Source organism: Rhizobium sp. CCGE531, assembly GCF_003627795.1.
Taxonomy (GTDB): Bacteria; Pseudomonadota; Alphaproteobacteria; order Rhizobiales; family Rhizobiaceae; genus Rhizobium.
This window is the reverse complement of record NZ_CP032688.1, coordinates 20,765-32,831: the sequence shown is the minus strand read 5'-3', so window position 1 is coordinate 32,831 and position 12,067 is coordinate 20,765. Positions and strand designations below refer to the sequence as shown.

Annotated in this window: 11 protein-coding genes and 1 pseudogene; 1 reads left to right on the top strand and 11 read right to left on the bottom strand. The window is 59.7% G+C overall.

All coding sequences use genetic code 11. The features are described 5' to 3' along the window. Positions 1 to 29 precede the first annotated feature (29 nt). From CCGE531_RS32840 to CCGE531_RS32795, 10 genes are all read right to left on the bottom strand, one after another. Positions 30 to 1,103: a type IV secretion system protein gene (locus tag CCGE531_RS32840; RefSeq protein ID WP_120671050.1), complete on the bottom strand. Its 1,074-nt coding sequence runs from the start codon at positions 1,101 to 1,103 to the stop codon at positions 30 to 32. A gap of 21 nt (positions 1,104 to 1,124) precedes the next feature. After that, positions 1,125 to 1,331, bottom strand: a complete 207-nt coding sequence (locus tag CCGE531_RS32835) for a hypothetical protein (RefSeq protein ID WP_109701265.1) — start codon at positions 1,329 to 1,331, stop codon at positions 1,125 to 1,127. After that, positions 1,328 to 2,119: a hypothetical protein gene (locus CCGE531_RS32830; RefSeq protein WP_049730560.1), complete on the bottom strand. Its 792-nt coding sequence runs from the start codon at positions 2,117 to 2,119 to the stop codon at positions 1,328 to 1,330. The genes CCGE531_RS32835 and CCGE531_RS32830 overlap by 4 nt, the downstream gene beginning before the upstream one ends. A 21-nt stretch (positions 2,120 to 2,140) precedes the next feature. Continuing rightward, positions 2,141 to 3,313 (bottom strand): transglycosylase SLT domain-containing protein, encoded by a 1,173-nt coding sequence (locus tag CCGE531_RS32825; RefSeq protein WP_120671049.1) that lies wholly within the window; start codon positions 3,311 to 3,313, stop codon positions 2,141 to 2,143. Next, the gene (locus CCGE531_RS32820) at positions 3,291 to 5,810 is read right to left on the bottom strand and encodes a VirB4 family type IV secretion/conjugal transfer ATPase (RefSeq protein WP_120671048.1); all 2,520 of its coding nucleotides are present in this window, start codon (positions 5,808 to 5,810) and stop codon (positions 3,291 to 3,293) included. The genes CCGE531_RS32825 and CCGE531_RS32820 overlap by 23 nt, the downstream gene beginning before the upstream one ends. A gap of 3 nt (positions 5,811 to 5,813) precedes the next feature. Then, positions 5,814 to 6,140 carry a VirB3 family type IV secretion system protein gene (locus tag CCGE531_RS32815; protein ID WP_120671047.1) on the bottom strand — a complete coding sequence of 109 codons (327 nt, stop codon included), beginning with the start codon at positions 6,138 to 6,140 and terminating at the stop codon, positions 5,814 to 5,816. 2 nt (positions 6,141 to 6,142) lie between these two features. Further along, entirely contained in the window at positions 6,143 to 6,514 is a 372-nt protein-coding gene (locus tag CCGE531_RS32810; RefSeq protein ID WP_120671046.1) for a TrbC/VirB2 family protein, read from the bottom strand. Next, entirely contained in the window at positions 6,511 to 7,413 is a 903-nt protein-coding gene (locus CCGE531_RS32805) for a lytic transglycosylase domain-containing protein (protein ID WP_245459627.1), read from the bottom strand. Before CCGE531_RS32805 ends, CCGE531_RS32810 begins: the two co-directional genes overlap by 4 nt. A gap of 831 nt (positions 7,414 to 8,244) precedes the next feature. Beyond that, on the bottom strand, positions 8,245 to 8,928 hold the full coding sequence (locus tag CCGE531_RS32800) for a hypothetical protein (RefSeq protein ID WP_245459626.1): 684 nt from the start codon (positions 8,926 to 8,928) through the stop codon (positions 8,245 to 8,247). 1,425 nt (positions 8,929 to 10,353) lie between these two features. Then, positions 10,354 to 10,839: a hypothetical protein gene (locus CCGE531_RS32795; RefSeq protein ID WP_120671043.1), complete on the bottom strand. Its 486-nt coding sequence runs from the start codon at positions 10,837 to 10,839 to the stop codon at positions 10,354 to 10,356. A gap of 501 nt (positions 10,840 to 11,340) precedes the next feature. On the opposite strand from CCGE531_RS32795, the pseudogene CCGE531_RS32785 reads away from it, so the two are divergent. Next, positions 11,341 to 11,592 (top strand): annotated as a pseudogene (locus tag CCGE531_RS32785) (WGR domain-containing protein); the annotation flags it as partial. 225 nt (positions 11,593 to 11,817) lie between these two features. On the opposite strand, the gene CCGE531_RS34615 reads toward CCGE531_RS32785, so the two are convergent. Beyond that, complete coding sequence (locus CCGE531_RS34615) at positions 11,818 to 11,982, bottom strand: hypothetical protein (protein WP_162944164.1); 165 nt, start codon at positions 11,980 to 11,982, stop codon at positions 11,818 to 11,820. Positions 11,983 to 12,067: the final 85 nt, after the last annotated feature.

The window sequence follows — 12,067 nt, the reverse complement described above, 5'->3', positions numbered from 1 at the left end:
ATCGTCGAGACATCCCTGTCGCCGGATTGTCATTCGCCGTTGCGGCGCCGGTTGGTCAGCATGCGGCCGAGTGCGCCGGCACCTGCCATGCTGCTGCGGCTGGCGAGCGCGGCCGCGGTGACCGCGCCTCTCGGGCCTGCCAGCATGCCAAGAGCAACCGCTGCGGCCTGCCCGGCTCTCGAATTGCTGGCCGACAGTCCCCTTCGTGCCGCTCCATATGCCGCGTCGACGCTACCCCCGCCCGGCACCCCGGATATGGCAGCGCCGTAAGCGAAGGTGCGGGCAAAATCAGGAACCTGAAAAATGAAGTAGGAGATCAGTGCCAGGTACAGAACCATGGCCAGCACGATCGCGAGAGCGTTCTCCTTGGTCGCCATGTCACCGTTGATGGTGTCCATCATGCCGATCAGAAACCCGAAAGACAGCCCGGCCATGATGTAGGTAAACAGAAGCATGAACATGCCGTAGGCGACGCCCCTTACCCAGGCGTCGAAGACGAAGCGCGTGATGCCGAAGAAGTAGCAAAGGATGGCGATCGGCCCGATCGCTAGCATCACCGCGGTGATCATCTTGGCAAACAGCGTCACGCCTGTGAGGATCAAGAGCATCGGCAGTAGGCCGAAGACGAGGACGATGAAGACGACGACAGCGCCGGTGACATTCGGCAGCCAGCCGGACTCATAGGAATTGAAGAGCTGCATGGCGAAGTCGTAGACCTTGCGCGCCATCGAGGCGACCTGGCTGGCAAGATCCGATCCGGCCGATTGCCCACCCATTGCGGAGGAAATCGCCGAGCCAAGATCCTGTGGCGTCGACAGCACGAACTGGCCGATATTGTCGTAAAACGTAGCCCAGGACATGATCAGGGCGTATGCGAGCGCGAGCTTGAATGCCGTGACGGCCATATCCTGCAACGACACGCTGGAAAACCCGAGCGCGCCCCAGAGAAAGTACAGGATCAGGAAGATCGCGAGGATCCCAGAGACGAGATTGCCGTTTTCGGCAAACAGACCCCAGGCTCGTTCCAGCGACGCTTGGTTGATCTTGTCGAAGTATCGAAGCGCATCGCCATAGAAATTGATCGCGTAGCTGACCGGATCCATGTCGCATCCTGTAAGTGGCTTCTAGAATTGATTGACGGGTCGCATGGACCCGCAATCGTTCACGACGGCTGCCAGTGCCTGTTCAGCGGGTCCAGGCTTCTGCTCATTATCAAAGCCGAGTGCTGGCACCGGGTTCTCGTCGGCGGAGCACTTCGCCAGTTGTTCCTGTTTACCGGCGCAGCCGGAAAGCGCCACACAGCCGAGGAAAAGCACGAGGATCAGCCTCACTGTGACTGCTCCTCGAACGCCTTCAGTTGATCCCGCACGGAGACGCCTTGCTGACCGGCACCGTCATCACGCATGACGCTGTCGGGCAGCGTCGCGAAGGTCTTCAGGTTCTGAGACGACGTCGCGAGCGCGGCCTTGTATTGCTGGTTCAACAGCATGACCTGATTGTTGAGCGAGCCGACGGCCTCGTTGGCGGTCTGGTTGCCCTGCAGCACCATCTGGGTGTTCTGCTCCAGCGCTCCCTTCAGATCCTGCGCGGTGCCGACCTGCTGTGTCGCCTGCATGAAGGAGTTCTGTCTATCCTTGGTGGCGCTGTTCATCGCGTCGGTGAGCGCCGTCATGGTCGTCAGGGCGTTTATGCCTTGCGAGTAAGCCTGATTGGCACCGGAGAGCTCGCCCCCCTTGACCGTATCGGCGATCATCTTCACCAGATTCAGGCCATTGATCAGCTTGGCGGCCGTATTCTGGAACTGGCCGCCGATACCGCCGAACACAGCTTGGTTGCCGGACAAGATGCTGTTGAAATCCGGCGCCTGCCCCATGCTGAAACCATTGCCGGTCGCAAGCTTGGCAAATTGGCTGGCATCCTGGGTGCGATCGCCGGTGATCGCCTGCAGCGTCTTCGTCGTATTGTCCTTGACGACTGACGTGTCCTGCTGGATCTGCGACGATAGCCGCTTGATCTCCTCGCTCAGAGATATGTTCTCGGCGTCCTTGACCGGCACCTGCGCGTAAGCGTGCGAGGCGGCGATGATGCCAAGAGCCGCCGCGATAATGAATGTCTTCATGTGCCTAACCTCTCTTCTCGTTCAGTTTGCTGTCGGTCTGGCGTCGACGACCGTCACCAGACCCAGTGCTGGATCCCGCATAACCGAGAAGGTCGCGACGTCGCCGTTGGCGCGCGCCTGTTCCTGCAGGTCCTCAAGCCAGCGCTGGATCTGTTCGGTCGTCGCCGTCGACGGCACGGCAAAGCAGCGGGTACTGCCGCTATCGGCGATCGTCGTCGGGCATTGGATCTGCGCCATGACAAGCGAACCGTCCTGGTCCTTCGCATTACCGCCGCCAGCGCCGCGCAGGTTCGCCGATGACGATTGCAACCCGGCCTGAAGACGCTGCAAATATTGCTGGTTCGCTTCCGTCGACTTTTCGACAAAGGCGTTCCACACGTTGCCGCGCTCGATCTGTGCCTCTGTGTTGCGATCGACGGCCTTCTTCAGTTGCTCACCGCAACCGGTGCTATCGCTGACAGTTTCCGGCTCGGCTTCGGAGCCAGCGGGGGGAGTGCGGTCGCCATTCTGCGCCTTGTTGCGACTGTAATAGGCCGAAACCTTTTTGACGTAGTCCTGTGTTTCGGGAATGTTTGGGATCTGTCCATTCTGCAGCGACTGCCGATACGGCCCTGCATTATAGCCGGCGGCGATCAAGTCATAGCGATTGCCGAACATTCCTTGTAGTTGCTTGATGTATTTGACGCCGCCACGAATGTTGTCGCGCGTATCATAGGGATTGACGCCAAGCCCTGCCGCGGTTCCAGGCATCAGTTGCATGACGCCGGTGGCGCCAACGGCGGAACGCGCGGATTGCCGGAAGCGCGATTCCTGTTCGGCAATTGCCATAGCAAAGTTTGGATCGACGCCCTGGCGCAGCGCCTCGTCCGCGACCATGCGAGCGACCTCCTGTTGGCTCGGGGTCTGCTTCGATGGAGCGGCGGGCGCTGTGTTCCCTGCCATACCTTCCGCCGAACAATCGGCCGGTGCGCCCGAGCCTTGCCCGGGTGCCACGCTGTCGGTCGTTCCGCCCGTGGCGCCCTTTACCCCTTGAGTGTCCGCCTGATAATTTTTGTACCAGTTCAACGTCTCCTGCTGGATCTTCAGACGAGTGTTGTCGATGACGGGCACCTGTGCGTAGGCAGTCGGGGTCGTCACAGCGGCGAGCGCCAGGAGGCTGACGGTCGCCAGCTCAGAAAGCCTTGCGGTCTTCATCGGACGCGCCTCCCTCCCAGTTGCAGAACTTCGAAAGCCAGCCTTTCGGATCGTCGCCGTATTCGTCGAGCAGCAGCTCGACTTCCCGCACGGTCTCTTCCCTCCCAGAAAGCACCTTGATGAATTCCGGCATGTGGGACATGTCGACGCGCGCGATGACGCTGCTCTTGGCTTGCTTGATCAGCATGAAGCGCGAACTTGGGTCGCCGTTCTTGACCCAGTCAAATTCGGCCCTGGAAAGCCCGAAATGCTCCATGTAGGAGTTCTCGTCGGCCTTCGGATTGGCGAAAAAAATGTTGGTCGACGTCTGCTCGATGATCGTCCGGCTGACGCTCGATTGAACCACGTCGTCGGCCGACTGCGTGCCAAAGATCACAAGACCGTTCCGTTTACGGATGGTCTTGAAATAGTCTTTCATCGTGCGCTTGAACTCGTCGTCATCGAGCAGCTTCCAGGCTTCGTCCATCAGGTTGATGATCGGCGCCTTGCCGTCATAGATCGCGTCGAGCCGATGAAACATGTACAGAAGTGCTGCGGTGCGCACCGTGGGATCGTCAAGGATCGACGTCATGTCGAAGCCGATCATCGGCCTGGAAATGTCGAGATTGTCATCGGCATTGTCGAACAGCCACGCATAGGGGCCATGGCCGACCCATTTATCGAGCCTCGCGATCAGGCTCCCCTCGGTTCTCTCGCTGCCAGCGAGAAGAGCACGTAGCGACGACAGACGACGATAGGACCTGTCCTTCGTCTTCAGGACCGACTTGATGGCGTTTCGAATAATCGCCTCTTCCTGCGGCGTCAGGCTTTCACCTTCCTTCGATGGCTTCAGCATGAAGCTTAGGAGCCCGTAAAGGAAAACGCGGTTCTCCTCGTTGTCGTCAAGAAGCAGCGGATTCCATCCCGACGGCTGGCCGGGCTCAAGCGACATGTAGGTTCCGCCCGCTGCCCGTACCATGATGTCGAGGCCGCGGTCCTTGTCGAAGACGATCGTCTTCAGGCGCGGGCTGACCCTGTAGGCTTGCAGGATCAGAAAAGCCATGATCACGGTCTTGCCCGATCCGGTCGGGCCGAAGACGGTGGTGTGCCCGACGTCGCCCTGATGGAAATTGAAGAAGTAGGGTGTGCCAGACGTCGTCTCGAAAATGGTGATCGCCGGCCCCCAATGGTTGCCGTCCGGCTTGCCATAGGGATAGGCGTGGAAGCTGCTTAAACCCGCGCAATTAAGGGTCGAGATCAAGGCTCGGCGGGCAATGTACGCCTGATTGCCGGGAAGCTGCGCCCAATAGGCTGGCTCGGCATTCAGGTCTTCGCGAACGTAGGAGGCGCCGAGCGCTCCCAATTCATTGCCGATGAGGGCCACCGCGTCGTCCAGTTGGGCCATTGACTTGGCGACGGGCATGACGGTGAGATGGTGCTCCGTGAAGGCGACGCGCTTGCGAGCCAGTTCGTCACGGGCAATGTCGAGATTGGCCTGGACGCTAGAACCGCCCTCGTCGGCTTTCGACATCTGCCGGTCGAGCCTCTCGATCCGGCTGCGCGCTGCCATGTCGTCGATGAATGACATCGACTGGGTCAGCACGATCTCGAATGGCAGCTTGAGAACATAGTCGAGCATGCCGGCCCCGGTCTCAGGCGGGTACTCCTTGAGCGACACCATCGCGGCATATCGATCATCGTCCTGCGTATCGCCCTGCAGATGGACGACCCGGTTGCCGATCGAGGTTCGACGTGCGGGAAGCATTTGGTCGATCGGGATATTGCCAAGCCGGATCGGTCGGACGCGCCCACCGTTCAGGAGCGTGTAGAAGAATTCACACTGTTCCGAGAACCAGATCTTCCGCATGCCCTCCTCGACCACCATGTCTTCGGAGATGTCGCGATAGATCTTCCTTCCGTTCCCAAGATCGGCTTCGACGCGTTGGATGTCGCGCAGAACCTTCGGGCCATAGACAGCAAGGGACTTCTCAAGCGCGCGTGTCGCCTCGACCAGTTTATCGCGCATAGCCCGAAACTGCTCCCTGCGTACGACATTGCCGCCGACGCCCATGATCCGCGACAGCGCCGATCCCTTCCTGAACAAGGGCCGGACGACCAGCGACACGTAGGTGTCGTTGACGAACATTTCGTTCTTAGAGATGCTCGATTGATAGACGTCGTCGAGGCGCCGCATGAAGGGGTCGGAAAAGCCTGATGGCAGCGATGGCGCCACCTTGCGCCTGATAACATGGGTGTAGAGCGCGAAATTGCCGATGGACGAAATTGCCCGAAACGCCGAGTTGCGTTGGCGCTGCAGCATGTTGATCGTCTCGATATCAGCTGTCTCGAATGAGAAGCCGGTCAACTTAATGGTCGAGACCAGGCAATCGTTCTTAAGCCGGATTATGCCGTTTTCGATCGGCACGTAGAACGGAACATGGGTCGAGATACTGCGGTCGGCAAATATCTCCCATCCCTTCGATAAGGTTCCTTTCAGCGATCTTGCCATCGTGCTCATGGGTCAAGCTCCGTAGGTTCGGATGCCGCCGCCGAGCCGACGACCGAGCGGGTTGATGCCGCACAGGCTGAGCCTCCCGACGATGTCGAAGAACCAGAGGTCGAGCTTGACGGTGAGCACATAGAGAATGGTGTGCAGGACGACGAAGGAGACCGGAAACCAGAGGATCGAGCCGAAGATCATGAACACCATCAGCGAGACAAAGCATTCCGCTAGAAAATAGGTGTAGGGTATGCCCATCACGGTCGGCGGCCGGGTGAGCGCGAGAATGACGGGGTGGCACTCGATATAGTCGTCGCCACCGTCTGCATTGCTTGTCGACCCGGCCATGATCAGGATCCGCCGCCAGCCAGGAAGTCGACGAGTTCGGCGGCGGCAAACATGCCGGCAAGGCTTCCGCCGACGCGAAGCAGCGCTCCCCAGGACCAGTATCCGAAGGCTGCCGCCAGAAACATTCCGATGAAAGCGATCGCCCCGACCGATCGGCCGAAGGGTCCGGTGAAGAATTGTACCAGCCGGTCGGCGGCGTTCTGCAACGCATCGAGATTTTGCGCAGCGGCTGGCTCAAACTGACTGATGAGGAGGATCAGGCTGGCGGTGACGATGACAGCGGCATTGCCGATCCACTTCTGTCTCATCAGCGAGTACCAGACCGCGCGCCCGTAGACGACGAGGACCTGGATTGCAAATTCGGAACGATTCATGGGTGCACCTCTTCCTTGACGATTTTTACCGGTACGCCGAATGGGATTTCGGCTACCTCCTCTTGGCTGCGGCTTGCCGCCACGGGCGTGCCTGAAATGGAAAAGACAAGCATTGGGGATCTAGCCCGATCAGCGCGACCTGCAGGACGACCAGGGGCCGGGGCGGACGGAGTTGGGTTGGCAGTGCTGGAAGCTGATGAAGGTGACGATGTACCCGTGTAGTAGCCAACGACCCGCGTCACATAGTCTGCAGTCTCCTGAATCAGCGGCAAGGAATGACGCGCGTCGACGCGGGGTTCGCCGGCATTGTAGGCGGAAGCGACGAGAACCGGATTGCGATATTTGTCGATGAGGAGGCGCAGGAAGCGGGTACCGGCACGGATATTCTGCTCGGGATCCGTAAGGTCGGCAGCGCCGAAAGCCCTCCCAATCTTCGGCATGACCTGCATCAGGCCGATGGCGCCACCGGCACTCACCAGTTCGGGGTCGAAATCGCCATTCTCGGCGCGCATGATCGACAGCACCCAGTTCGGATCGACGCCCTCTTCGACGGCGATCTTTATGGCAAGCGCGGTATACTCCTGGGGCATTTGGGCGATAAGGTCAGGTCGCGCTCCGGCCGTCGCGCTGGTCTTGCGAGGCTCGCCTGCCTGGTTGACGGCCGCGCTCTCCGGCTGATCATCAGCGGAAAAAACGCCGATCGACGAATAAACGCCTGGTTTGGCTCCGGCACCTCCCGTCGAGGCCGTGCCTCGCGCGTCAAGGCCGCTTTCCATCGTGTCGACAACATCTGTCCCCAGTGGAGAAAGGCTGGCTGTCTTCTTATCGACGGTGTCGGGGTCACCGATCCGCTGTGAGAAATTGCTCCAATCGATTGCCGGCGAAGCGGCTGCGCTCACCGTAGTCCTCGCGGTCACGGCAGCCACGCGCGGCTGGGTCGAAGCGAAGCCTGATCTGAAATTGTCAACAGAGCGCAGCCGGTCACCCCGGTGAGGCGGTTGCTCGGCTGCGATAAACTGACCGCTCTTCCCGGTACTGGCGGCGAAAGAGGTCAGGAGAAAAACAGATGTCAGTGCAGGCCAACAAACGTGTCGTGACCATACGGTTTGCGGTCTCTGGAGGGGAGAAAGCGAGCTGAGAGACATGGTCAAACCAGTTCATGAATTATACTGCGGTATAATAGTTTGAACTGCATCCCAGCCTGGAAATCAACCGAAAAATTGCACTTGAGTATAATTCGTGGAAAGCTTCACGCTCTGCGCCAAAAAATTCACGAGAAACTTCAATGCCTTAGACGCGACCACGGGTCAGGCATCCACCGGTATTCAAATTGTTCCCGATCGCGCAGAATTCGCGCCAGGCGAACCGCCGTGCCGCCCTTGATCAACACAGAGCCGGCATCAGTGCCTGTTTGAGCCCCAAAGATTCGGCACACGAAATTTGGCAACTCCCGCTGGACTCTCGGAGCGGGCGAGCACGACGATACCTGATACCGAACATCATCACGATCGGTCGCCAGGGCGAGCCCGACCTCTTGCACCGGGCCAAGGCGATGTCGCCCAAACTTCGTGCCATATTCCAGTTGGCACTCGACGATATTGCTTCGATAGTCTCGGCAGGCTGTGAGGCTCAGATATGCAAATGGTGGTGCTGGCGACGGCCGCGCTGGTGGCGGTAATTGCGCGCATCCAGAAAGAACGAGCGGAATAGCGAGAAGTCGCGATAGTGCTCTAAAGATCTGCATGATCCGCCTCCTGATGTTCCTGCTGATACCCGGCGTCGCCAAGCGCTTTGAGAAAGAGATCGCGGGCAAGCGCGCAGTATGGTGACGACGCCTGCGCGAGATGAAGCTGTGTCAGCACCAATCCAAGATCGGAAACCGTTACCACCACACTGGCCAAATCGTCGTTGACGGCGTCGCGAAGCACCTCGCGACCGTCATGCCCCCTGACAAGAACGGCGTAGTCGTTGCGCGCGATGCTATGCCACAATTCGAGTGTACCAGTATCGCCACCTGGGCTCTCCGTGTCGCAGACGAGCACAACCGCGTAGTCTGGATACGGGAAGTCGGTTTCCTCGATCGATGTGCCGCCGTGAAATTCTGTCAGGACCGCGTTCGACGCGAAGATCAGCAGCCGTTCGTTCACTAGCAGCCGCCTCTGCCCCAAACGGACGAAACCATTCATCACTGAAGATCGCATCGTGGGCGGTGGGAGAGCCTCGGTGCAATGCTCACAAATCGGCATCAGGCACTCGTTTCTGAAAGCGAACATGCCATGGAGGCGGTTGACGACGAACCGCTCGATGTTTTGAGTTCGACCGCTCAGCGTTTCGACAAATGCAAACCCGTCCAGTGAAGCCGGGGGCCTCGTCAGGATATCGTTTTCGGCGGAGTCGGCGGGATCTCCGATCAAGCTCGACGGCCCCACGACGATGCCAGCAGATCGCGTTTGCGCGCCGCAGCTCGGGCAGTCGACGCAAAGCGGGACCTTGTACCATTCCTTGGTCAGAAGAGATCGGCTTTGTGTCATCGAAAACGTGCGTTCATAAAAAGGGGATGGCAGCCGGAACGACCGGGCAGAGGGCTAAAACTAGTGCCGCGCGAACTTATACTTGAGTGTAATTATTTGCAACCGGCGGAGCCTGAATCCTGACACTTTGCTCGAATGCGTCGTGCAGCAGACTCGCCCTCAGAACTCGTGAAAGGTGCCTTCGCTAGCGGGACCTGGGTACATTTCATCGCCCGATGATAATTGCCTAAAACCCATCCAGCAGATCGGCGATTCACCTATTCGCTCACTCGCACAATTCCCTATTCGCTGAGTCTCGCATGCACTCAGTCGCCGATACGCGTAAAGCCCCGTTCGCTCATGCGCCGATTTACCCAATCGCCTAATTGGTCATTCGATGGATCGGCGCGTCACCTATTCGCCAGCTTCCGCAAACACCTATTCGCCGGTTCACGCATGCGCTGATTCACCGAGCGGCTTATTGTCTCAAAGACCGCTGCGCTCAGACCCCTGTCCACCGACCTGCCGATCTACCCAACCGCCGAAATTCTCATTCGGCGGATCGGCATTTTGTCTATTCGCTCATTCGCGCATTCACCTATTCGCCGAAAATCTGTTGTTCCCGATCGCATCCGGCGGTCGATGACCCAAGTGGACACCTGCCCCCAAGTTGCCGGAGGGCCGGCGCCTTTTCGCTGTGCTGTCTCGTCTCTGGATCGGCGGGAAATGGACGATGCCTCCGTCGCCGGCTCCCCCCTAGCGACAATCGCCCCTCGGGCGAAACGGATATTGGTATACCAATAGCCTATCCTGCCATCTCTCAAGAAACCGGTCTGGCCATCGTGCCCGAGGCGCCAATGCTGTTGCGAGTCGTCAGACAAAGCAACAGCGATCGCAGGCGCAAGCCTGTGATCCGCGCCGGAGGAACAGCGCGGTGGCCAGACCGGTTTCTTGAGAGATGCTGAAGCGAGCCGTCGTCGTGAGCTGCCAGGATGTCCGTGATCGAAGGGAGTGGACATCGATGGTACGCGAACGATGAGACGGCGAGCGCACCGCAGGAGTTGAGGAATCACCGGGAGCGGATGCCCGAAGCATGAGGGCGCAGCGCGAGGTGATCCTCAACTCCGTCTTGTTTGGGGAAGTCGCGGCAGCGTCCGTCTACCGGCCCGACAGGCCGGGCGGGTCCCGACCCGCTCCGCAGGGAGAGGGGTGATTGAGGGGAGAGGCGGTAAGTCTCTCCCCTCAAGACCGCGTGCAGGCTCGACGCCCGCAAGCGGTCAAGCCAGCGGAAGAGGCGAGAGACGGCCGAGGCCGCCTCTCGCCGCCGCATCAATTGTAGACGACGCGTGCGATGCTGATGGCGATGCCGCCCTCATTGCGAATGGAGAGGACGAACGGCGCGAGCGTGCCCAACTCGTCGTCGGTGAGGGCAACAAGGCTCGGATAGCAGACCTCGATACCGTCGCAATCGGCCGAGAGCGCATAGTGCCATTCGCCGCCGTTCACACGGTACTCGTGAGTGTCGAAGTCGATTTCGAGATCATCGAGCAGCGTAATCCGGAAACGCGCAAGGCACTCCTCTTCGCCATGAAGCTGGAAGGCAGCGAAGCCTTCTTCGTCCGTGTCATTGGCGAGCTGGCGCTCCAGCGCCATGATGGATCGCAGCCGCGCGATTGCGCATGCCAGTCCCTCGATGAGCTTGTCATGCAATTTCAATCGGAATTCGTCCTCGCAACCGATGCGATTTGAGAGGACGATAAGCCTGAAGCCCGCAAGCACAGCGAGCTGATCAACGTAGTGCCAATCATCGGACATATCAGTGTCTCCTTTCTGTCTCTGACGAAAGGAGGCCGCACCGTAGCCGCGAGGGGTCAGGGATCGCGGAACGCGGCCGCCAGAGGCGGCAAGCGGAGGAACCGATTTTCTGGCGGCGCCTTCAGGGTGCCGGCTGAAAATTGGAGGGGCCGCGCAGTCCTTGACGCCGGAGTGGCGGGTGCACAATGCGACGTCAGAGAGAGATAGACCACGGCGCCCCAGGCGCCGTGTCCGTATCCGGCGTTCAGCCGGCCATGCATCTATCCTCGTCCATGATCGCGGAGAATTCCTGCCGCCGCTGCGGCAATTGCGAGAGGGGCGTGACCCGAATGGGCGGAGACCGCTTGCGGGCTCCGTGAGCGACGGCGAATAGCACCGTCCGCCGCAGGCGGCTCGCCCGGATCATCCGGCGACAACCCATCATCAGCATGAATCAGTCGAGACCGACCGATTCAAATATGTCGTTGGACGACGATTCCGCCTTGCCCGATTCTCCGTTCCATGATTGCGCAACGCTACCAGCTCTATGTCGAACGCATCGACGCCAAGAAAAACATGGCCCGGTATTATGCCATGTCGATCGAGCCCAACCTGTTCGGCGAGGCCTGTCTCATCCGCCGATGGGGTCGCATCGGCGCGAAAGGCCAAAGGCGGGAGCATCATTTCGCGCGAGAGGAGGAAGCGGTCAGGCTTTTCCTGCGGCTTTTGCGAAAAAGACGGTCGCGCGGATACACGCCGAAACCGCTTATCCGGCAAGATGCATCGGGGGGATCGATAGCGAAGAGAGCGCCGTGGAGGCAATGCCATCTTCACGTCGATGGCATAGGATCGAGACAGGATGTGGGTGTCCGATCGCTTCCGCGCTTCCCATAGGAACCACGGCAGATTCTGGCACGCGCCGATGGCGAAGCAAAGCTTCGGGCCTGAAGCGCCGGTCGACCCAGCGCGTCAGGCCAGGCGATAGGGCGAAAGCCACCCTCAGAAGGGCGGCTCGGCGTCGATTGCGCCCTCCTGTTCGGCCATGATCACCGCCAATTCGGCACAGGCGAGTTCCAGCTCTACCTCGATCTCGCGGCGTTCCCCGGGGTACACGGCATTTCGCAATTCGGCCCGCAGCTCTTCAATGTGTTGTTCCAGAAGCATCGTCGTCGTCTCCTTGACGTTTGTGAAAAACGACGCGCGCGGTCATGGGGGCGTGGCGGGGTCAAGGATCGCGGAACGCGACCGC

Coding starts and splice junctions, on each gene's coding strand:
- CCGE531_RS32825 (WP_120671049.1), bottom strand. CDS start 3,313: ATGAAGACCGCAAGGCTTTCTGAGCTGGCGACCGTCAGCCTCCTGGCG.
- CCGE531_RS32830 (WP_049730560.1), bottom strand. CDS start 2,119: ATGAAGACATTCATTATCGCGGCGGCTCTTGGCATCATCGCCGCCTCG.
- CCGE531_RS32820 (WP_120671048.1), bottom strand. CDS start 5,810: ATGAGCACGATGGCAAGATCGCTGAAAGGAACCTTATCGAAGGGATGG.
- CCGE531_RS32815 (WP_120671047.1), bottom strand. CDS start 6,140: ATGGCCGGGTCGACAAGCAATGCAGACGGTGGCGACGACTATATCGAG.
- CCGE531_RS32840 (WP_120671050.1), bottom strand. CDS start 1,103: ATGGATCCGGTCAGCTACGCGATCAATTTCTATGGCGATGCGCTTCGA.
- CCGE531_RS32795 (WP_120671043.1), bottom strand. CDS start 10,839: ATGTCCGATGATTGGCACTACGTTGATCAGCTCGCTGTGCTTGCGGGC.
- CCGE531_RS34615 (WP_162944164.1), bottom strand. CDS start 11,982: ATGCTTCTGGAACAACACATTGAAGAGCTGCGGGCCGAATTGCGAAAT.
- CCGE531_RS32810 (WP_120671046.1), bottom strand. CDS start 6,514: ATGAATCGTTCCGAATTTGCAATCCAGGTCCTCGTCGTCTACGGGCGC.